The organism is Streptomyces sp. NPDC004542 (genome assembly GCF_040610035.1).
GTDB lineage: Bacteria > Actinomycetota > Actinomycetes > Streptomycetales > Streptomycetaceae > Streptomyces.
In genome coordinates this window covers 41,540-61,819 of sequence record NZ_JBEXLP010000029.1, presented here as the reverse complement: position 1 = coordinate 61,819, position 20,280 = coordinate 41,540, and the positions used below count along the sequence as shown (strand labels likewise).

The 20,280-nt window shown below is 70.9% G+C and carries 15 protein-coding genes and 1 pseudogene; 6 read left to right on the top strand and 10 right to left on the bottom strand.

What is annotated here, in order from left to right; genetic code table 11:
* Positions 1-187 precede the first annotated feature (187 nt).
* From ABZX30_RS18205 to ABZX30_RS18195, 3 genes are read left to right on the top strand one after another with little or no spacing between them, the layout of a single operon-like run.
* Complete coding sequence (locus tag ABZX30_RS18205) at positions 188-1,279, top strand: bifunctional lytic transglycosylase/C40 family peptidase (RefSeq protein ID WP_355934557.1); 1,092 nt, start codon at positions 188-190, stop codon at positions 1,277-1,279.
* Positions 1,280-1,308: 29 nt separating this feature from the next.
* A complete protein-coding gene (locus ABZX30_RS18200; protein ID WP_355934556.1) occupies positions 1,309-1,866 on the top strand; it encodes a hypothetical protein in 558 nt (185 codons plus the stop codon).
* Positions 1,867-1,914: 48 nt separating this feature from the next.
* Positions 1,915-3,144, top strand: coding sequence for an NF041680 family putative transposase (locus tag ABZX30_RS18195; RefSeq protein ID WP_355934554.1), 1,230 nt, complete (start codon positions 1,915-1,917; stop codon positions 3,142-3,144).
* A 135-nt stretch (positions 3,145-3,279) separates the two neighbouring features.
* On the opposite strand, the gene ABZX30_RS18190 is transcribed toward ABZX30_RS18195, so the two are convergent.
* Complete coding sequence (locus ABZX30_RS18190) at positions 3,280-4,209, bottom strand: LysR family transcriptional regulator (protein ID WP_355934552.1); 930 nt, start codon at positions 4,207-4,209, stop codon at positions 3,280-3,282.
* 105 nt (positions 4,210-4,314) lie between these two features.
* Between ABZX30_RS18190 and ABZX30_RS18185 the strand changes: the two genes are divergently transcribed.
* Both ABZX30_RS18185 and ABZX30_RS18180 read left to right on the top strand, forming a co-directional pair.
* Complete coding sequence (locus ABZX30_RS18185; protein ID WP_355934550.1) at positions 4,315-4,776, top strand: nuclear transport factor 2 family protein; 462 nt, start codon at positions 4,315-4,317, stop codon at positions 4,774-4,776.
* Entirely contained in the window at positions 4,773-5,366 is a 594-nt protein-coding gene (locus ABZX30_RS18180) for a short chain dehydrogenase (RefSeq protein WP_355934548.1), read from the top strand. The genes ABZX30_RS18185 and ABZX30_RS18180 overlap by 4 nt, the downstream gene beginning before the upstream one ends.
* A 361-nt stretch (positions 5,367-5,727) precedes the next feature.
* Here the strand turns inward: ABZX30_RS18180 and ABZX30_RS18175 are convergent.
* The 6 genes and pseudogenes from ABZX30_RS18175 to ABZX30_RS18150 form a co-directional block, all read right to left on the bottom strand.
* Positions 5,728-5,970, bottom strand: a pseudogene (locus ABZX30_RS18175) (transposase); the annotation flags it as partial.
* 126 nt (positions 5,971-6,096) lie between these two features.
* On the bottom strand, positions 6,097-10,032 hold the full coding sequence (mobF, locus tag ABZX30_RS18170; RefSeq protein ID WP_355934546.1) for a MobF family relaxase: 3,936 nt from the start codon (positions 10,030-10,032) through the stop codon (positions 6,097-6,099).
* 378 nt (positions 10,033-10,410) lie between these two features.
* A complete protein-coding gene (locus ABZX30_RS18165; RefSeq protein WP_355934544.1) occupies positions 10,411-11,526 on the bottom strand; it encodes a ParB/RepB/Spo0J family partition protein in 1,116 nt (371 codons plus the stop codon).
* Complete coding sequence (locus ABZX30_RS18160) at positions 11,523-12,686, bottom strand: ParA family protein (RefSeq protein WP_355934542.1); 1,164 nt, start codon at positions 12,684-12,686, stop codon at positions 11,523-11,525. The genes ABZX30_RS18165 and ABZX30_RS18160 overlap by 4 nt, the downstream gene beginning before the upstream one ends.
* Before the next feature lie 215 nt (positions 12,687-12,901).
* A complete protein-coding gene (locus tag ABZX30_RS18155) occupies positions 12,902-13,393 on the bottom strand; it encodes a hypothetical protein (protein WP_355934540.1) in 492 nt (163 codons plus the stop codon).
* A gap of 85 nt (positions 13,394-13,478) precedes the next feature.
* Entirely contained in the window at positions 13,479-15,782 is a 2,304-nt protein-coding gene (locus tag ABZX30_RS18150) for a hypothetical protein (protein ID WP_355934538.1), read from the bottom strand.
* 103 nt (positions 15,783-15,885) lie between these two features.
* On the opposite strand from ABZX30_RS18150, the gene ABZX30_RS18145 reads away from it, so the two are divergent.
* Entirely contained in the window at positions 15,886-17,100 is a 1,215-nt protein-coding gene (locus ABZX30_RS18145; RefSeq protein WP_355934536.1) for an IS30 family transposase, read from the top strand.
* Between the two features lie 128 nt (positions 17,101-17,228).
* On the opposite strand, the gene ABZX30_RS18140 is transcribed toward ABZX30_RS18145, so the two are convergent.
* The 3 genes from ABZX30_RS18140 to ABZX30_RS18130 all read right to left on the bottom strand — a co-directional run bounded on the left by ABZX30_RS18140 (position 17,229) and on the right by ABZX30_RS18130 (position 20,278).
* Positions 17,229-17,642 carry a conjugal transfer protein TraB gene (locus ABZX30_RS18140; protein WP_355934534.1) on the bottom strand — a complete coding sequence of 138 codons (414 nt, stop codon included), beginning with the start codon at positions 17,640-17,642 and terminating at the stop codon, positions 17,229-17,231.
* On the bottom strand, positions 17,639-19,918 hold the full coding sequence (locus ABZX30_RS18135) for a hypothetical protein (RefSeq protein WP_355934532.1): 2,280 nt from the start codon (positions 19,916-19,918) through the stop codon (positions 17,639-17,641). The genes ABZX30_RS18140 and ABZX30_RS18135 overlap by 4 nt, the downstream gene beginning before the upstream one ends.
* A gap of 129 nt (positions 19,919-20,047) precedes the next feature.
* On the bottom strand, positions 20,048-20,278 hold the full coding sequence (locus tag ABZX30_RS18130) for a hypothetical protein (protein WP_355934530.1): 231 nt from the start codon (positions 20,276-20,278) through the stop codon (positions 20,048-20,050).
* Positions 20,279-20,280: the final 2 nt, after the last annotated feature.

Here is a 20,280-nt window from a genome sequence, read left to right as displayed (position 1 = left end):
CCCCTCACCGGAACCTTACACGCGTAGCTTGCGTGCCCAACAAGTAGTTTCACCGCTCTCGTTGAGATGCAGCGATGGCGTACTGTCACACAACATCACGCACTCATTCGGACACCGGTTCCTATCCCGGAGTACGAATTTCAGATTTGAGGGAGCAAATCTGAGTGTCGGTCAAGAGGGGGACTGTATGAAGGGCAAGGCGACCAAACGCCTGTTGCTCGCCCTGGGTGTCGGCTTCGTGATGACGCCCCTCGCGCTCGGCCTGAGCGTGGTGCTGCTGATCGCGACGTTCAACGACGACGACAGCACCGTCGGCAACCCGGTCGGTGGGCTGCGCATCGGCGAGGGCGGCGTGCCCTCCGAGTTCGCGCCGCTGATCCTGCAGGCGGCCGCCGACTGCGACCAGGGGCTGTCCCCGGCAGTGCTGGCCGCGCAGCTCAAGCAGGAGTCCGGCTTCAATCCGCAGGCGGGAAGTGAGGCCGGGGCGCAGGGCATAGCCCAGTTCATGCCCGGGACCTGGACGACGTGGGGGGTGGACGGGAACGGCGACGGAAAGAAGGACGTCTGGGACCCGGCGGACGCGATCCCTGCCCAGGGCAAGTTCATGTGCTCCCTGCTGAAGAAGGCCAAGAAGCATCCCGACTACACCGGCGCCCCGATCGAACTCGCCCTGGCCGGGTACAACGCCGGCTGGGGACGTGTCGACCAGTTCCGGGGCGTGCCGCCGAAGTCCTTCGCGGGCGGCCAGACCTACAACTACGTGCAGAACATCATGGCCATGTCGGCCCGGTTCGCTGCTCCCTCCGCCAGCGAGGACGGCACCCTGCCCGCCGGATACGAGCTGCCCGCCGGCACGCCGAAGAAGATCCGCGTCGCGGTGGCGTGGGCGCTCAAGCAGCGCGGCGGCTGGTACCACCTGGGCGGCGACTGCACCGACGCCCTGGGCAAGAACCCCGCACACTGGTGTGACTGTTCCTCCCTGATGCAGCAGGCCTACCAGGCGGCCGGGGTGAGCATCCCGCGTACCACCTACGACCAGGTCAACGTCGGCAGCCAGGTCGACATCGACCGCCCCAAGCCCGGCGACCTGGTCTTCAACCCCGGCTCGGACGGCTCCGACGCGCGGCCCGGCCACGTGGGCATGTACGTCGGCAACGGAATGGTCGTCGAGGCGCCGCGCACCGGCGTGAAGACCCGCATCGTCACCTACGACAGCTGGCGCAACTCCACCAGCTACATCACCCGCATCACCGAAGTCCGCCGTGTGGTGGACTGGTGAACCTCGTACCGCAGTTGGGGAGTTCGTTCATGTCCGAGCCGGTCTACCGCCCCTGGGGCACCGTGACGCCGGAATTCTGGGCCGCGCCCGCCCCCGGCACGACGCCCGCAGATCGCGGTTTGCCACCGGAAACGCTGCGTGCCCGGCTCGTCAGGGTGGCGGAGGTCGCCCAGGACGGCCGCCCGCAGGACGCGGTCGCGCTCGCCGCCCAGCTCGACCAGGACGTCACCGCCGAGTACGGCGAGCTCCACCTGCACACCGTCCAGGTCCGCGAAGTCCGCGGCTATCTCGCCGCCCTGATGGCCGATCACGCCACCGGGCTGGCCTGGTACCTGCACGCCGTGCAGCTCCGGGTCACCATCCAGGGACCCGGGCATCCGGACGTCGAGGAGGCCACCCGCCGCGCCTACAGCCTGTGGCGGGCCATGCCCCCGGAGGCCGACCGGCAGCGGCTGGGCGCCGAGCTGCTGACGATCGCCACCGACATCCACGGCGCCGACTCACTCGTCGTGCGTCGTACCCGTGAGCACCTCTACTCCCTCGGCCTGCCTGCCGCCCCGACGCCGGCGCAGCTGAACAGCGCCTGATCCCGCATCGCCCGTCGGCTGTGGAGCACATCAAGTTCCAGGATGTGTATGACGAACCGTTCGTGGCGACCCCCGCCGAGTGCCCGACTGCGCCGCCTGCTGGACACCACCCCGATCCCCAAGAGCACTGACGGGCGGATCGTGCTGGCCGTGGACGTCACCGCGTGGCTGCGCCCCGACGCCGACACCGCGCCCGAGCGCTGCTTCTGCCATGTCAGCGGCTACGGGGCGAGCACCGGGCAGAACGTCCCCGGCTGGCCCTACTCCTTCCTCGCCGCCGTCGAACCGGGCCGCACGTCGTGGACGGCGATCCTGGATGCGACGCGTATCGCGCCCGGCGACGACGTCACCGAGCTGACCGCCGACCAGATCCGCGAGGTCCTGGCCCGCCTCACCGACGCCGGCCATCGCGCTGCGGACGACCCGGACGTGATCGTCGTCCTCGACTCCGGCTACGACGTCACCCGCCTGGCCTGGCTCCTGGCCGACCTTCCCGTGGAACTGGTCGCCCGGGTGCGAACCGACCGCGTCTACTACGCCGACCCCGGCGAGCCGGCCTACCGCCCCCAGGGCGGCCGTCCCGCCCGCCACGGGCACCGCCTCGACCTCGACCAGGAGCACACCTGGCCCGCCCCCGACCACCACACCCGCAACGACACCCCGCGCTACGGACCAGCCGAGGCCCGCAGCTGGGACCGCATGCACCAGCAGCTCCAGCGCCGCGGCCCCTGGGCCGAGGACATCCACCCCGACGAGGAACTCCCCCTCCTGCACGGCACGTTGATCCGGCTCACGGTGCAGCGCCTGCCCTCCGAGCGTCGCCCGGACCCCGTCTGGCTGTGGTCCTCGCGCACCGGCGCCGACGCCTCCCACGTCGACCTGCTCTGGTCCAGCTATCTGCGGCGCTTCGACCTCGAACACACCTTCCGCCTCTTCAAACAGACCCTGGGCTGGACCGCCCCGCGCCTACGCAACCCCCAAGCGGCCGACCTGTGGACCTGGCTGGTCATCGCCGCCTACACCCAGCTGCGCCTTGCCCGCCCACTCGCCGAGGACCACCACCGGCCCTGGGAACGCCCCAAGCCGCCCCGGCAGTCGTCTCCGACCCGGGTGCGCCGGGGGTTTCGCCACATCCGCCCGCACCTGCCACGACCCGCCAGCGTGCCGAAACCCGCCACACCCGGGCCAGGACGCCCGCCCGGGCGCCGCAATACCACCCGAGCCCCACGCCCTGACGTGGGACATCAGCACAAGCACGGCGCGGTGAAGGCACAGTGATCCTGTTCGGATCCGAGGGCGGCGGGGTTAAAACACAAGTTCAGAAGCTGTGTCAGAACCGGTGATCTGTGACGTTCTGTAACACCGACCTGGATGACTACTGCATTTGGCTGTGCGATATCGGGTTGGTCGCGATCATTTGTCCATGGTCAGGCTGGTGTCCCTGAGGCGGCCGTCGTTGCATACGGCGCGGCAGCTGCGGACGAAGGCGTCGACGGTGTCGTCGACCGGTTGGCTGCGGGGCCAGGCGACACCGATCTGGCTGGGACTGACGCCCGTCACGGGTCGGTAGACGACGTCGGGGCGCTGGTAGAAGCGGGCGGTCGCTTCGGGGGTGAGGCTGACGCACTGGCCGTGGGCGATCGCATTGAGCCATTCGTCGGGGTGGTGCGCGACGGCGCCGATGCGTACCGGGTGGCCCTCGCGCTCATCGGTCGCGAGCCAGTAGTCGCGCCATGCCCCAGACTCGGCGGGGGTCGCCACGAACGGTTCGTCATACACATCCTGGAACTTGATGTGCTCCTTTGCAGCAAGGTGATGCCCCGCAGACAGGGCGATCCAGCGTGGTTCGATCAGCAGGACCTCAACGTTGAAGTCGCTCTGCGCGGGCACCGGCAGGCGTAGTAGAGCCACGTCGGCCTCGCCGGTGGCCAGCCCGGCGGTTGGGTCGGTCCATTCGGCCTGCCGCATCTGGACCCGCCAGCCAGGCCTGCGCCGTGCGAAGTCGCCGATGATCAGCTGGGTGTGCTCATTGGCGGCGCTGGCGACGAAGCCCACCCGTAGCGTGCGTGCGGCCCGGGTGGTGGCGGCTCGCGTGACGCGCAGAGCACGTTCCCAAGCCGTCAGCACGGCACCGGTATGTGCGGCCAGAGCCTGTCCGGCCTCGGTAGGGGTCATCCCGGCGCGGGAACGGACGAACAGGCCCACGCCGAGCTGGGCTTCCAGGCGCCGGATCTGCTTCGTCAGCGCGGGCTGCGAGACGTACAGCCGTTCAGCGGCCCGGGTGAGGTTGCCTTCCTCGACCACTGCGGCGAAATAGCGCAGCAGACGGGTGTCGATATCCATGCCGTCAGGTTATGGAAGCAGGTATTGGACGACTACGGCGGACTGACGGAATCGTTGATCACGCGACCGGGCAGCCCGGTACCGACCCCATCGGGGAGCATCCACGTGACGACGAATAACGCCGTGCCCGACTCCAAGGTCGAGGCCGTCAACCACTTCTTCGCTGCCTACGCCGCCAATGACGTCAAGGCGATGAGCGCGATCCTGGCTCCGGGGATCGAGTGGACCATCCCGGGCCACCACCCGCTCTCGGGCACCAAGCGCGGCCTGGACGAAGTGGTCAGCTTCTTCGACCAGCTCGGCAAGGCCGGCTTCCAGGCCGAGCCCGTGTTTCTGGGCAGCAACGGCGAATACGTCGTCGACATCCACCGAGGCTGGACGACCCAAGGCGTCGGCCAGGTCGACACGATGTGGGCATTGGTATGGCACTTCGACGCAGAAGGCCAGGCCGACCGAGTGGTCAACCTCAGCGGTGACCAGCACCAGATGGACACCTACGTGTGGGCCAATTTCCCGCTGGCGCCCCTTCCGGGCCGCCTCGCCCGGGGACGGTCGGTATCAGCATGAAGATCATCGTGATCGGGGCGACCGGCACCATCGGCCGCGCGGTCGCCGACACGCTGGAGACAGAGCATGAGGTTATACGGGCTTCACGCAACGGCAGCACACAGGTCGACCTGGAAATCCCTGGCTCCATCGACGCTCTCTTCGACACCGTCGGCGGGGTGGACGCGGTCATCTGCTGCGCAGCCAGCGGTCGGCTCACGCCGGTCACGTCTCCGTCCGACGACGAGTTCACTCTCGGTCTGAAAGGCAAACTGCTGGGGCAGGTGATGCTGCTGCGCCGGGGCTGTGACCATGTGCGCGACGGCGGTTCCGTCACACTCACCAGCGGCGTCTTCAAGGAGCCGACGCCAGGCAGCTCGTTCGGTGCTCTCGTCAATGCCGGCCTGGAGGCGTTCGTCCAAGCCCTGGCCATCGAGATGCCCCGCGGGCTGAGAGTAAACGTCGTCAGCCCGGGCTGGGTGAAGGAGACACTCGAAAAGCTCGGCATGGACAGCCGGGGAGGCACGCCGCTGAGCGATGTCGTCCACTCCTACATCCAGGCAGTCACAGGCTCGATGCAGGGGCAGACTTTGACCCCGTCGCCCCGCTGAGACGTCGCTACCGACGCTCAGGAGGACCGCGCCCCGAGCAGCGGAGCCGTTAGGACAGGGCAGCCGGGGCGAGGCGAACGGTACGCGGTTGGAGTGTCCGAAGGCGTATGGGCTTGGGCTTGGTGTCCGTGGCGGCCGGTTCGACGGGGTGCGGTGCGGAACGCGGGGGCCGGGGTGGCCCGGTGAGACGGCGGACCATGAGAGTGATGAAGGTCCAGGTGATGTGGGCTTCGCTGTGGGAGATGAGCCGTTCGTAGTCTCGGACGTTCCTCCGGGCCCTCATGATCCACGAGATGGCGCGCTCGACCCGCCACCGCTTGGCGAGGACGGCGAAGCCGTCCTGGTCTTTTCGGCGGGGCACTAACCGTGTCGGCTCCAGCCATCCACGGTCCAGGGCCGCGTACAGAGCACCGTGCCCGCGTCGGTGCTCGACCGCCAAGGAGAGCTCGACCAGGGTTTTCACCGGCCCGTCCGTGCACAGCACCGCGTCGGTGAGCTCGAAGAGCGCGTCCGCCCGCTTGTAGAGGCACTCGTAGAACTCGACCCGAAAGCGGGACAACAGGCCCAACGCCTCGATTCCGGGCACACCGACAGGCAGACTCATGGGCAGCGGCCGTTCTCTCGTGCTTTGTGACTCGACATCTCGAAGCGTGGAGAACGGCCGTCTCCGCTGTCCGGTGAAGAACCGCAGGTCAGCAGGACGAGTGACCCGCGAGGTTAAACGCCAAGCTCAGCCGACGTGGATACCGCCTCCTGGGCGCTGCTGCGGAAGCTGGCGCTGGGCCTGTCCGCGGGCCTGACGGGCGCGGTCCGCGCTGTGCCGCCGCTCCTGCTGCAGCGCGGCGTCGCGGGCCGCGTCCTCGGCCAGGTGTCGACTGGGGGCCTGCGCGCTGATCTGCTGTCGCAACCGCTGCTCGGCCTGAAGCTGCTCGGCAGTCGTTCGCAGGTCGCGGGCCTTGGCTCCCAGCGAGACGGCTTCTTGCCGGGCCTGCCGGGCCTCCTCGGCGCGGGCGGTGTCGATCTGCGTGGCCAGGGTGGGCAGGTGGGCGCGCATCGCGGCGAGCTGCTGCCGCAGGGCCGTCGGGTCGGCGGGGGCCTCGCCGAGCGCGCCCTGGGAGCGGAAGGCCTCGGCGTAGGGGGAGGTACGCAGCGTCTGCCAGGCCTGTTGCCGGGTGGTGGCGGCCGCGCGTTCGGCGCGCTGCTGCTCGTCATGGGCTTCGGTCATCTGTCGCGTGTACTGGGCGAGCAGGGACTGTTGTTCGGCGCGCGAGGTGCCGGCCAGCCGCAGGGCGACCCGGCTCCGGCCGGCGGCCGCCTCGATGCGCTCCTTGATCACCTTGGCCTGCTCGGCCACGGTCGCGGCGCGGCGAGCGATGCCGGTCTCCTGCTCGGCCTGTGCGGCCAGTTGGTCGGCCGCGGCGAGGACAGCGGCCGCGGCTTGCGCGGTGCGCCGCCCGGAGCTCGGGTGTTCGGCCGCGACGGCCGCCAGTTCGCGCGCTTGGCGGGTCTGTTCGTCGGCGGCGTGCTCGGTGGCGGCGGCCGCGCGCAGTGCCTTGGCGAGCCGTGCCTCCAGCTGTCCGGAGGCCAGGCCCCCGTAAGGGCGGACTTCGCGGTCGTTCCAGGCAGGGAAGTCGGGTTCGCCGACGGCGGGCGTGGGCGGTGCCACGGGCTCGGGGGCGGTGCGCAGCTGGTCGCTGACCATGGCGTCGGCGCGGTCCTGGCGCAGCAGCACGGTGTACGCCTGCAGGGCGCGCTCCAGGAGTTCGGCCTCGTCGCGGGGCTCGCCCAGCCGGGCGCGGGTTTCGGGGTCCTCGAGGGCCGCGGCGGGCAGCCACAGGTGGTTGACCTCCTTGCCGCGGGTGATGCCGGGGTAGAGGGCGTACGCGTTCGCGCCCAGCCCGTAGACGAGGGCGGTGTCGGTGGTCAGGCCCTGGGAGGAGGCGATGGTCATCGCGTAGCCCAGGGAGACGGCGCCGGCGGTGATCTGCCCGGGGGTCAGCCAGGCCTGGGAGGTATGGGCCGTGCCGTCGGGGTTCTTGCGCCGCCAGGTGATCTGGACCCGGTGGTCGTCGGCGATGTCGGTGACCACGGCGCGGTAGCCGTTGAGGACGTCGGGGCCGGTGCCGCGGCGCGAGCGGTAGTCGTTGCTGCGCACCCGGACGACATCGCCGACGCCCAGGGTGAGGTGGTCACCGCCGGGCAGGGCGTAGCGGTGGGTGTGACCGAGTTCGCCGGCAGCCCGGCGCAGGGTCTGCGCTCCGGCGTTCAGCAGGGCCGCGTCACTGTTGCGGGCGGCCAGCACGACGAGGTTGTCGAGCATGTCGTACGCGTCGACGTAGCGGGCGCGGGCCTCGTTCCAGGCGGCGAGGATGCTGCGGCGAGCGTCGTCGGCGCTGTCGGTGGCGTGGATGCGGCCGCGGTCGGCCAGCAGGTTCAAGGCCTGTTCGCGGGCGCCGGTGCGCCAGATCTCCAGGGCGGCTCGCTCGCCCGCGTCCTTCTGCCGTCGGTTGACGGCGAGGGTCTCGCCGCCGACCAGGCGGTGGACTTCGGTGAAGCCGCCGCCGGGGCCGATCGCCTGCAGTTGCTGCGGGTCACCGACCGCGATGACCTTGGTGTTGGTGCGGGCGGCCTCGGTCAGCAGCACCGCCATGGCCCGGTCGTCCGTCATCGCGGCCTCGTCCAGGACCAGGACGTCGATGCCGGTCAGGCCGGTGCCGTCGTGGATGCGCTGCAGCCAGGCGGCGACGGTGCGGGAGGGGATGCCGGAGCCCTCGTACAGGTTCTGCGCGGCGACCGCGGACAGGGAGGCGCCGGCGTAGGTCAGGCCGGTCGCGTCCCAGCCGATCCGGCAGGCCTCCATCAGGCTCGTCTTGCCCGATCCGGCGACGCCGATGACGGCGTCCACGCCGTGCCCGCCGGTCAGCAGCCGCTCCACCACGCGCCGCTGCTCGGCGGCGAGTGAGAACCCGGCGGCCACCTCGAACACGGACAGGGCGGCCGCCGCCTGATCCCGGCTCAGGCGGGCGGAACCGTCGGCGTAGCGGGCCCGGGCCTGGTCCACGATGGTCTGCTCGGCCTGCAGGATGTCGAGGGTGGTGTACCGCTCGGCGTGCGCCATCAGCTGAGAGCCGCGCGGCGGCAGCGCCTTGACGTATCCGCGGACCGCGAGCACCCGCTCCGCAAGGCCTTCCAGCTCGGACGCGGGCAGGCCGAGCGGGCAGGCTTCGGCGACCCGGGCGAGCAACTGCGCGTGGGAGAACTCCTTGTCGGACGCGGTCAGCCCGTACTGGGGGTGGAAGACCTCGGCGGCGATCTGCTCGGGGGACGGGGTGCGCGGGCCGTCGGGGCCGGTCACGGCGAGCGGCCCGTCGGGGCCGGACGGGCCGGGAGCGGCGGCCGAGACCATCGCGTCGACGTCGTAGCCGAGTTCTTCGGCCCGTTGGCGCCAGCCGGCGCGCAGGTCCAGGACGCCGGTGTCGTGCTTGGCGTGCCGGGTCTGGGCCGACACCCGCAGCTTCTCCTCGCGGCTGGCGTCGGCGCCGGCGATGGCGTCCACCTGGGCGGCGCGGCGCGAGTAGTGGTCGCGCAGCGGCTCGGGGATGCCCTCGACCTCCCAGGCGCCGGTGCGCGGCGAGCGGGCGTAGCGCACGCCGAACCGCTCGTGGGCCAGCGCCCGCACCCGCCCCTTGAACAGGGCGTCGAACGCGCGGGCGTGCCGGTGCAGGTCCATGCCGCCGTTGGCGATGGCCCGCCACTGGTCGTCCTCGCAGCGGGCCATGTTGACGATCACGATGTGGATGTGCAGGTGGGGGTCACCGGGGGTGTCGTCGACCGGGCGGGCGGACTGGTGCTCGACGCTCCAGCCGAGCAGTCCGCCGGTGGCGATGCGGTGGAGCTTGCCGTCCTCGCTCGCCAGGCCGTAGCCGATCCACTGCTCCAGCTCGGCGAAGGCCTCCCGCTTGGCCTGGTGGACCAGGTCGCGGAACTCCTTCTCGTGCCGCTCCGCGAGCAGCGCCCACAGGGTGGAGTCGCTCTTGGGCAGGTCGGCGACGATGTCGTAGGCACGGATGCGGACACTGACCCGCTCGCCCTCGTGGGCGCGGGCCTCGGCCAGCTCGTCGGCGTCGTAGATGTCCTCCAGGGCGAGCCCGGCCGCGCGGGCGAGGCGATGCAGGGAGTCGACCTGCAGCCGGTGCCGCTCGCCTTTCTGGTGCACCATCCGGGCGAGCGTCGCCCACTTCTTCGCCTGCTTGGGCTTGCCGGCGAACAGGTCGGCCGGCTCGCATCCGGCGGCGTCGGCGGCCGCTTCGATCACCTCGACAAGCCGGGCGCCGGCCAGCTTGGCGCGCGGGTGCGCGCGCAGCTCGGGGCGGACCAGCTGCTCGCCGGTGAGGGGGTGGACACCGTTGGTCAGCGCGCGGGCAGCCTGCTTGCCGGCCTCGTCGAGGACCGCTCCCGGTCTCTGGCCGACCGCGGCGAGACCCTCCCCGATCCACACGAGCGTGCCGTCCTCGGCGGCGCCCATGCGGTAGTCGACCTGGTCGCCGACGGCGGTGGTGGTCTGCCCGGCGAGACCTTCGCCCTCCTGCTGGACGTAGCAACCGGAATGACCGGTGAGGCGGTACTCGACCTGCGCGTCATCCACGATCCCGGTGACCCAGGCCATCGACCGCCGCCCCCTTCCCCCGTCTTCCGCGGCCGAAGCCGCGTACGTCCCCGCAGGGGACGTACCTTTGTCCATCTGCTTCTGATCTTGATGGATCGTGAAGGCTAGCTCTGGAGGAGGAGGGGAGTCAACGGTGAGCAGCGGGGCGAGCGATGGACGACTGTGTCAGTAGGACGGTGAGGCTCGGAGAGCGTCCGGAGGCACTGGCATCGGGCGTGGTCGGCCTTTCGGACTCATCTCTCGGGTGCTCGACTTATCACGGCGTGATAATTCCGGGGCGCGCACCGGCTGGCCTGGCTACCCACTCCGCAGCAAGCAGTACGGCCCCGCTCGACGCCGTATAGGCGAGGCGAGCGGGGCCGCTGGGCGCAGGGGCTGCTATGGGGCTTCGAGCTCAGCCAGCAGCGCCTCGTACTGGTCCGGGTACTGCTCCCGGAGGACCGTCATCCACACACGGGCCCCCTGGATGAAGGCCTCCGGCTTCATCTTCTTACGGAGGTGGTGCACCCAGGAGGGCGCATCGTCGTACCCGAGCTGCTGCGGTTCCTCGGGCTGCGCCGCCTCCGCCTTCGCAGCCCCCACGTCCCCGGTGCCAGTGCGCGGTTCGGGGAGGGACGCGGATGCCTGCTCGCGGGCGGCGGCCGGCGTGGCCATACCGGACCGCGGCGGAGCAGCCGCGGGGGCGGGAGGGCCAGCGTGTGTCTCCGGGATTATCACGCCGTGATAATCGGCGGGACCCGCTGAGCGCTGAACGACCTCCTGCGGCGAGGCCGCCGCTGCCTTCCTGCGGGCCGCTTCCGCTCGTTCGTCCGCTTTGGCCTTCTGCTCCTCCGGAGACAGCTTGCCGAGGTTGCGGACGTGCTCCACCTTCCGCTCCCCGGTCACCAGATCCTTCTGCAGCTCGGGGGTGAGCTTCAGCAAGGACAGCTTGCTGGAGATGGTGTTCTGCGGGATGCCCAGCCGTTTGGCGGCCTTGGTCTGGGAGCCGTAGTAGTCGACCAGGCTCTTGAGGGCATGCGCCTCTTCGAGGTCGGTCATGTCGTCGCGGTGGTAGTTCGCGACGAACGCGGCCTCGAGGAGCGCTTCATCGGTGGCGACGCGTCCGTTGTCGACGCGGACCGGGATGGTTGCCATGCCGACGCGGCGGGCGGCCTCCAGGCGGCGGTGGCCGTCGACGACGATGTACTGCGCTCCGTCGTCGAGGTCGTCGGCGCGGTCCGGCCGGTTGCGCAGGTACGCGTCGACCGTGGCGACGGCGATGGGGATGATGATGCCGACCTCGCGGACGGTCTGCACCGTCTCGTCGAGGTTACGGAGGTGGTTGCGCGGGTTGTCGGGGTTGTCGCTGATGAGGGTGACCGGCAGCTCGGTGATGGCCGCTGCAGCCGTCTCCTCGCCTGCGATGGTCTTGTCGATGAGGTTGCGTCGGGAGGACCGGGCGCCGCGCGCTGCGCCGAACGCGGGCGCCGATCCAAGGGTGTCGGCCTTGCTCAACGGGTGGCTCCCCTCGCTACCTGCCGCATGGCTTCCGCCTGGTCACTCTGCGGGGCGTAGCTCAGCAGCGGCATCCGCTTGCGGACCGCTTCCCGCTGCTCCTTCAGGTCGCCGATGACGGCCAGGACCTTCGGGTCGCCGAGTGCCTTCCAGTTGTCCAGGGACGAGGTGGCGACGTAGCCGCGGCGGGAGTCGTACAGGTTGACGACCAGTCCGAGGTAGTCGACCTCGAGGGAGAGGTCTTCGCAGAGGTCCTCGACCTGCTGAGCGAGCATGCCGTAGGCGGTGGCAGACGAGTCCTCGGCGAGGACGGGGATGATCACTCCGGAGACGCCGGCGGGCTCGCCGCGGCGTCGGCGCCCGTAGTAGAGGGCGGCGTCCATGGCGATGCCGAGGCTGGGCGGGCAGTCGATGATGATGATGTCGTAGTCGGCTTCGAGGGGGCGCAGGGCCAGCTCGAGGGCCGCTTCCTTCTGGAAGCCGCGCTTCTGCGTCGCCACGACGGCGATCTTCGCGTCGAGGAGGAATCCGTCGAAGCAGGCGGGCAGTACGTGCAGCCGCTTCTCGTACCGCTGGTCGTCTATCACCACGACCAGGTCGCGCAGGTCTCCTTGGCCTTCGCCGCACATGTGGGAGACCAGGCTGTCGTGGTTGGGTTCGATCTGGGGGACCCCGAGTTGTTCGCTGAGGTGTCCCTGAGGGTCGAAGTCGACGATGAGGACCCGTTTGCCTTCTTCGGCATAGGCCTGGCCGATGCCGGCGGAGATGGCGGTCTTGCCGACCCCGCCTTTCTGGTTGCCGACGATCTTCCGTTCGGGGTCTGTTCCGCGGCTGCCGTGCCGGGGGGACGGGTTGGCGTCGAGCCAGTCGCGGATCGACTGGGCGAGACCCTGGGTGTAGGAGACGCCGCGATCGGTGCACGTCTCCTTGAACTGCTCGTACAGGCCCGGCGGGAGCCAGGTGGAGAAGGACTTGGCGCCGGCGGTGTCTACCTCGGTGCCGGTGCTGGCGTCGGCGCGCCAACTGCTGATGGCCGCCTCGACGGCGTCCTGGATGTCCAGGCTGAGTTCGGCGGCACGGACCTTGAGTGCTTGCTGGAGCGCCGAGGGCAGCTTGGACGCTACCTTTTCCCGGTCTCCCTCGGGGTATGGAGAGGGCATGACGTCACCATACTGACTCTTGAGGGCTCACCAGCACCCTCTTTGCGGCTCTGACGCCGTTTCACCCGGTGTGCGTGCCGTCCGGGTTATCACGCCGTGATAATCGCGGCCCGTGGATGGCAGCCCGAGCCGGGATTATCACGCCGTGATAAGTGCTGGCGTCGTCCCGGCAGCCCTGTTGGACCTGTTGGGTCCAACGAAGCTGGTCTCGCCGGTCAGCGGTGCCGGTTGTCGTTCTTGGTGTGGGCGATCAGTCCGGTGGTTCGGGTGCTGTGGTGGCTGTGGTTCTGGTGGACGTCGCCCGCGTAGTGGTGGTGCTCGGTGTGGGCCGCCCTGGCTCCCTTGAGGGCCGTGCCGACGGCGGCGGCGACCGCGGCCACCGCGGCGATGGGCAGCGTCACGAACAGCACGCTCATCAGGGAGACGGCGGCGAAGCCCTGACAGGCGAGCCAGACGCCGCAGCCGAGACCGACGCACCCGGTGCCCACGCCGATGCCGGCGACCGCGGTTCCGGCGGCCCAGGCCGGGACGATCCTGTTGTCGGGCTGGCGGACGGGCTCGGCGTCGCTGGGCCGGTTGGGCGTCTCGTCGCGAAAGCGCGTGGGCGTCGGGGCGGGCGGAGGCAGGCGGTAGACGGCCTCGACGGCCTCGATGAGACGGCGGGCCTCGATGGCGGCCTCGGATTCCTGCTCGGTGCGGTGGTCCACGGGAAGTGCTCCTTCATCTGCTGGGGGAGTGGCGGGGCCAGATGGTCGGTCGGTGACGGGAGTGGCCGGCCCCGTGCGGGGCGCGTCAGTCGCGCGGGGCGAGAGCCCAGGTGCCGTGGCCGACCCGGACGACCCGGCCTTCCTCGGCGAGTTTGCTGAGCGTGTTGTCGACCGAGCCGGAGCTCGGGCCGCCGTCGGTGCCGACACCGACGGCCGTGCGGATGTCGCGGACGCGGCGGGGTTCGCCGTCGGCGAGCGCCTCCAGGACCCTGTGCCGGAGCGTCTTGGGGGGTGCGGGGAAGGAACCGGTGCCGCCGGTGTGCGGCAGGCCCTTCTTGGCCTTCTTGCCCTTGCCGCCTTTCTCCTCGTCGCCCTCGCCCGGTGTCAGGAGGGCCTCGGCGGCGATCAGCGCCTCTGCGTGGGCGGCTGTGAAGACCGCGTCCTCTTCCGGGGTGAAGCCGGGGATCTCGGGCGCGGACTCGAACAGCCGGATCAGGTGCGGGTACGTCTTGTTCCGCTTGAGGGCTTTGAAGACCCGCATCAGGGTGGCGCGGCCGCCCTGCAGGCCCCAGGCCATGCCCGCGGTGATCGGCCCCGGCGGGACCTCCTTGCCGTCCCACGCGGCCTCCAGTTCCTCGGAGACCGAGCCGAAGAACCGGCGGATCGGGGTGACGTCCGTACCGTCGCTGACCATGTCCGTGGCCATGGACTGGGTCATCGTGCTGTTGACCCGGCCCATCCAGACGGTGCCCTGGCGGGCGTTGGCCCGCAGCTTCTCGGCGTCACCGAGGTCGGCGACATGGATGGACTGGCCCGCGAAGCGGATGCCGAACCCGAACTTGCGGCCGGTCTGCTGGATGCGGGCGATCATCGCCACGATCCACTTGCTGAACTCCGGCGGGCAGATGGCGTGTTCGCCGATGGCCAGGTTGATCTCGTCGAGCGTGACGTTCACCAGCCGCCACGGGTCGCCCAGGACGAAGGAGCCCCAGCCGTTGGCGGAGGAGACCTTCTCGCGGTGGTCGGCGACCGCGCAGGCGGCGGCGAGGGTGGCGGCCATGGCGGCGAGACCTGCGCCGAAGTGGCGTACGCGGCCGTCGGCCTCCGGCAGGGACATGCCGGACTGGGCGTCGGCGACGAGGCTGATCACGCCGCTGAGCCGTTCGGCGATGAGGACGGTGAGCAGGAAGACGCTCTTGCCGGAGCCCATGGCGCCGACGACCAGGTCGGTGAGCGCGCCCATCTCCGGGTCGTACAGCGGCATCTTGAACAGGCGTCCGTCGTGCCGCAGGCCGACCGCGATCCGGCCGTCCGCGCCCATCGTCAGGTCCTCGACGGTGGCCTCGCGGATGTTGAGCAGCGGGTGCTCGCGGTAGACGGTGACGACCGCGTGGGCCAGGCCGTCCGTCTCGATCATCAGCAGCTCGGGGTCGTCGATCTTCAGGGCTCGGGCCAGCTTCAGGCGAGGCAGGCTGATCAGCTCGCCGTCGGTGGCCGCCACCCGCATCCGCAGGGTGCCCGCCTCCTTGTCGAGGCGGTAGTCGACCAGTTCCATGCCGGGGGCCGCGCCGCCGGGTCCGGAGACCTTCTGCTCCCACAGCAGCTTCAGGCCCTGCTCGGTGGCCTTGGCTGCCATCTCGGAGGGGGCGACGCGCAGTTGCAGGCGGCCGGGGCCGTAGCCGTCGACGCCGGTGATGCTCACGCACTGCTCGGGGACGTCGAACACCGCGGCGACCGAGCGGGGGGTGACCGAGCTGGGCACGGCCTGCCCGGCCGGGGCGAGGACCAGGGCGGAGAAGTCGGCCCGCTCGGGGTGGTCCTGCCTGATGTCCTCCAGCCAGGTTTCCCCGGTGGCCGGGGAGGCTGCCCACATCGCTCTGATGTGCCCGTCGAAGGTGGTCGGCCGGGGCGCGGCCCGGGCGGGTACGAGCGCCTGATCCTCGCCCTGCTCGGCGGCCTGACGGTCGATGGCGCGGCGGAGACCGCGCGAGCGGGTCCACGGGGTGGCCGCCGCCATCCCGAGCGTCCAGACGCCGGCGGCCAGCATCGGCCAGGCGTCGGGGTAGTGGAAGACCGGCGAGAGCATGCCCGCCGTGTAGGTGCCGGACCAGCCCAGGACCGGCAGCGAGCGGTAGACCGACAGCAGCAGGCCCTCGCTGTCCTCGTCGGCGGCGCGCTTCCACACCCGCCGCCCGGACAGGTAGCCGGTGAGTACGACGGCACCGTGTGCCCACCAGGGGACGTCGGTGACCGGTCCGGCCGCCGCCCAGGTGCCGGCCGCGCCGTACAGGACGCGCTCGGCGATGGCCAGGCGCCGGGCCTGCTGCGGGGTGAGCCCCCGATCGGGGGCGGCATCGGCCTCGGGAGCCTTTGCGATCTCAGTCGTCACGGCGTTCCTCCCGCCAGGGGGTGAGAAAAGGGGGAATGGGGGAGGGGCCCGGTGGAGTCTTGGGTTCTAGGAGTCGTTGCAACACCCCAGTTCAAGGGGTGGGATGGACTTCGAGATCCGAGGGGACCGGACGCCGCAGGGTCCCAGGAAGCTGTCCCGGGAGCGGGAGGCATACTCCCGGCTCGTGCAGCAGGGATACAGCAACACCGAAGCGTGCCGGATCGTCGGCGTTGACCGCAGGACGGGCAACAAGTGGCGCAACGGCCGCTCCGGAGAACGCAACCGCAAGCCGGTACCACCGATACATGTGGTGGTACCGGCTCGCGGCCCGTCCCGGTACCTGAGCGAGGACGAGCGGATCCACATCGCCGACCGGCTGAGGGAGAAGACAACGGTGCGGGCGATCGCCGCGGAGCTGGGCCGCAGCCCGTCCACGGTCAGCCGTGAGATACGGCGCAACCGCCATCCGGCAAGCAGCGTCTACCGCCCGCACGCCGCCCAGGCCCGCGCCGATGCCCGTCGGCCTCGGCCCAAGCCCCGCAAGATCCTTCAGGACCCGCAGCTGCGCGAGGCCGTCCAGGCGATGCTGGAAGAGAAGTGGAGCCCGGAGCAGATCTGCCAGGCTCTGCGGCAGAGGTTTCCCGACCGGCCGGAGATGCATGTGGTCCACGAGACCGTCTATCAGGCGCTCTACGTCCAGGGCAGAGGCCAGCTCAGGCGTGAGCTCGCCGGCGCCCTGCGTTCCGGCCGCGCCCGGCGCAGGCCCCAGCGGCAGGCCAACTGCCGCCAGCCGCGTTTCACCACACCCATGGTCATGATCAGCGAACGCCCCGCCGAAGCCGCGGACCGGGCCGTGCCCGGCCACTGGGAGGGCGACCTGATCATCGGCAAGGACGGCAGGTCCGCGATCGGCACCCTCGTGGAGCGCGCCACCCGTTACGTGATGCTCCTGCACCTGCCCGGCGAGCACAGCGCCGAGGCCGTCCTGACCGCTCTGACAGCCACCGCCCGGACTCTGCCCGCCCAGCTGATGCGGTCCCTGACCTGGGACCAGGGCAGCGAGATGGCCCGGCACGGCGAGTTCACCCTCGCCACCGACATCCCGGTCTACTTCTGCGACCCCGCCAGCCCCTGGCAACGCGGCTCCAACGAGAACACGAACGGACTGCTGCGGCAGTACTTCCCCAAGGGCACCGACCTGTCCGTCCACAGCCCCGACCACCTGGCCGCCGTCGCCGACCAGCTCAACCGCCGCCCACGCAAAACGCTCGGCTGGGAAACCCCAGCCGAGCGCCTGCATAGACTGCTCGCGGCCTGATCAACACGACCACGTGTTGCGACGATCGCTAGAAACCGCCAGTTCACCGGGCCCCTCCTCGCTGTCAGACCCGTTGGGCATGAGGGGTCTGACGGGGGTTGTACTGGTTCTTCGTCGTGCGGTGTGGTTCAGCGCTTGCGGTAGAAGCCCGCCTTCGCCTGCCGTACGCCGGACGCCTGGACCGCCTCGTAGACGCCCCGGTATTCGGTTTCGTGGGCGTCCTTGAACGCGCGGGCGTTGGTTTCCATCTGGTCGGCGGCGCCGGACACGCCGTCGGCCGCCTCGGCGACCTTGCGCACGCGGGAGGCCGCTTCGTTGATCAAGCCCGTGAACTTCGGCTCGACCTCGGCCTCGGCGCACATGTCGGCGATTCGGTCTTGATCCCCGGCGTCCTTCTCCATCCGTCGCTTGAGGACGTACAGCCCCTCCTTGAGGGCCAGGGCCTGACCGGTGAGGGCCGTCATCCTCGCCGCGAGGGTGATGAACGACAGCCGCCCGCCCTTGGCGAGGGGCCTGGGGGTGTAGGGGACCAGGTCTGTCATCGCCCGTCCTCGTTGTGGATGCGGGCGGACGGCATGGTCAGGCCCGCGTCGAGCGCGGCCTGCTGCACGGGCCGGTAGGCGTCGTGCATCTCGTCGTGCGCCGTCTCGACCGCTTCGGCTGCGGCCAGGGACTCCTTGCGCATCGCCACGGCCTTCTTCTGCAGCAGGTCCATCGACTCCGCCAACCGGTCCATGGCGGCGGAGGTGAGGCGGCCGATCACGTTGTTGCGCTCCGCGAGCTCGACGGCGAGCTCCCGCAGCGAGTCGCGGATCTCGACCGCCTTGTCGGCCAGGACCGCGCACTCGTCGTACGTGGTCAGGCACTCGTCCTTGGAGTCCGCCAGGGCGTCCAGGACGTCGTCGAGCGTCACTTCCGTCAGGTGTTCCGCGGGCACCGTGGCCCGCGGGGTGGGGGTGGATACCGGTGATGCGCTCACGCGCGCTCCCTTCGTGGTGGGGCTGGTGCCGGTGGGCACGGCGGGCGCTGACCCGGCTGTCACCGCTGCGGGCTCCCACCGGCGGGCCTGCGAGCCGGGCACGTGCAGCGACTCGGCCCAGTACACGGTCTGCCGGTTCGGGTCGGTGTCCCGCATGGAGTCGTAGGCGCTGCGCCGCCCGCTGAACGTTCCGCTCGGGCCGGTCGGGGACGTCCCCACGGATCCGGTGGACGAGGTTCCCGCGGGTCCGGTCGAGGAGGCGCCCGACGAACTCGTCGACGACGTCGACGGGGTCGGCTTCGTGCAGGACTTGGCCTTCGGCTTGCTGAACCGGTGCTTCTTCTTCGGGCCCGGGCCCATGGTCCCGGCCGACTTCTTCGCCGCCCCGGGGCCCTTGGTCCCGGCAGGCTTCTTCGGCGACGCCGCGGCGCCGGCGCCGGTCCCCGCTGCGGTGCCGGACGCCGTGGCGCCGGGCATGGGCTTCTTCTTGCGGTGCTTGACCGTGCTCAGGATCGGCGGCGCGAGATTCTTGCGCCGCTTCTTCAGCCGCCGCCGGGCCGCCTTCGCCGTGGCCTGGCCCAGCGTGGTGCGCCCGGCACCGGCGGCCGCCGCCTTCTCCTTCTTCTTGCGCCGGGCCTCGGCTCGAGCCTCGTGCTGCTTCTGCTTGGCCTCGAACCGGGCGTCGCGGGCCTTCTCCTTCCTGTCGCCCTTCGCCTCGATCCGGGCGTTGCGGACCTTGTCCTTCGCGGCCCGGCGGGCTTCCTTCGCCGCGTTCTTCCGGTCGCGGGCCGCATCGCGGTCCTTCGCCCGGTTCTCGAGCCGGGCGGCCTGTCGGTCCGCGCGCCGCCGACTCTTCGCGCCTTGCCGGGCGGCGGCCCGCTCCTGGCGGCCACGGGCCCGCTCCAGTGCCGGGCTGGAGGCGTTCGGGCTGGGCGACTTGCCGCCGGAGGGGGACTTGATCCCCGACCCGGAACCGTTCTTGCCGCCTCTGCCGGTGCCGCTGTTGCCCGTGCCGGCAGAGCCAGTGCCGGTGGACGTCTTACCGCCGCCGGACTTGCCCGACCCGGTCTTCGCTCCGGGCCCGGTGCCCGTCGCGCCGGACTTCGTAGCCCTGCCGGGTCCGGTGCCGGCGCCGCGACCGCCGCCCGAGCCGGAGCTCTTGCCGCCGCCTGCGCCCGGTGAACTGCGCCCGCCGGAAAGGGCTTTGCGACCGAACTCCTGGCTGGAGGGGATCTTGCTTCGCTTCTGGGCGGCCTTGTCCCCGATGCCCTGCATGGCCAGGGCGTGCTTGGCGGCCGCCTCCTCGCTCGCGAGCTTGTGCTTGAGGCGGGCCTCGCGCAGCGGCGCGAGTTCCTCGGCGCGTTTCATGCGCCGCTGGCGCCAGTCGTGCAGCACCGTGGCGGTGCCGCGCAGGGCGGCGAGTGCGATGGCCAGCGTCGCCGCCAGACCCAACGCCGCCAGGCCCGGCTCCTGCGGGTCGCTGTCGTCGTCGGCACCGTCGCTGTCGTCGCCGGCACCGTCGTCGCCGTCGTCCAGGGCCTCGGACCGCACAGCCGCCATGGTCGTGGCCGGCGGGCGGGCCGGGGTTGGCGGCAGGCTCGGCGGCCCGGCGCTGAGCGCGAGCAGCGAGTCGGCGGCCGACCGGCGGGAGCGGGCCGGAAGTGTTCCGGCCCCGTCGGCGTCCGCCGGTGCTGAGGGAGCGGCGGACGGAGGCGGCGGGGCCGGGGGAGGTGCCGGCGGTGCGGCACCGGGGATCGAGGGGAGGCCCGGCGGGGGGCTGCTGCCCCTCGGCCGGAGGGAGAGGACGTTGTTCTCGCCGTTCCGGTTGTCGTCAGACACGACTACTCCAGGGGTTGACAGAGGGTGACCGGATCGGAGATCCTCGCGCGCCCGCGCGCCCATCCGCCCGCGCGCCCGCCTTGAGGTCTCCGATCCGCCCGCCCGCCGTGGTGATGAGGGTGATGACGATTACGTACGGTCACCACCGCTGTGGCGCTGGACCCAGTTCTCCAGGGTTCGCGCCAGGTCCTGCCACGGTTCCGGATCGCCCTGCGCGGCCCTCGCCTTGCAGATCGAACGGACCCGGTCCCACCACGCGTCGACCAGGCCCGCGTCGCCGCGCAGCTCGACCTGGCGGCGCTGACGCTCCAGCCAGTGCTGGTGCTTCTTGGCCTCGCGGGCGTCCTTGATCGTCGGCATGT

Excerpts from the sequence above, each read along its gene's own strand:
- ABZX30_RS18205 (WP_355934557.1), top strand. The coding sequence starts at position 188 with ATGAAGGGCAAGGCGACCAAACGCCTGTTGCTCGCCCTGGGTGTCGGC.
- ABZX30_RS18200 (WP_355934556.1), top strand. The coding sequence starts at position 1,309 with ATGTCCGAGCCGGTCTACCGCCCCTGGGGCACCGTGACGCCGGAATTC.
- ABZX30_RS18195 (WP_355934554.1), top strand. The coding sequence starts at position 1,915 with ATGACGAACCGTTCGTGGCGACCCCCGCCGAGTGCCCGACTGCGCCGC.
- ABZX30_RS18190 (WP_355934552.1), bottom strand. The coding sequence starts at position 4,209 with ATGGATATCGACACCCGTCTGCTGCGCTATTTCGCCGCAGTGGTCGAG.
- ABZX30_RS18180 (WP_355934548.1), top strand. The coding sequence starts at position 4,773 with ATGAAGATCATCGTGATCGGGGCGACCGGCACCATCGGCCGCGCGGTC.
- mobF (WP_355934546.1), bottom strand. The coding sequence starts at position 10,032 with ATGGCCTGGGTCACCGGGATCGTGGATGACGCGCAGGTCGAGTACCGC.
- ABZX30_RS18160 (WP_355934542.1), bottom strand. The coding sequence starts at position 12,686 with ATGCCCTCTCCATACCCCGAGGGAGACCGGGAAAAGGTAGCGTCCAAG.
- ABZX30_RS18145 (WP_355934536.1), top strand. The coding sequence starts at position 15,886 with ATGGACTTCGAGATCCGAGGGGACCGGACGCCGCAGGGTCCCAGGAAG.
- ABZX30_RS18140 (WP_355934534.1), bottom strand. The coding sequence starts at position 17,642 with ATGACAGACCTGGTCCCCTACACCCCCAGGCCCCTCGCCAAGGGCGGG.
- ABZX30_RS18130 (WP_355934530.1), bottom strand. The coding sequence starts at position 20,278 with ATGCCGACGATCAAGGACGCCCGCGAGGCCAAGAAGCACCAGCACTGG.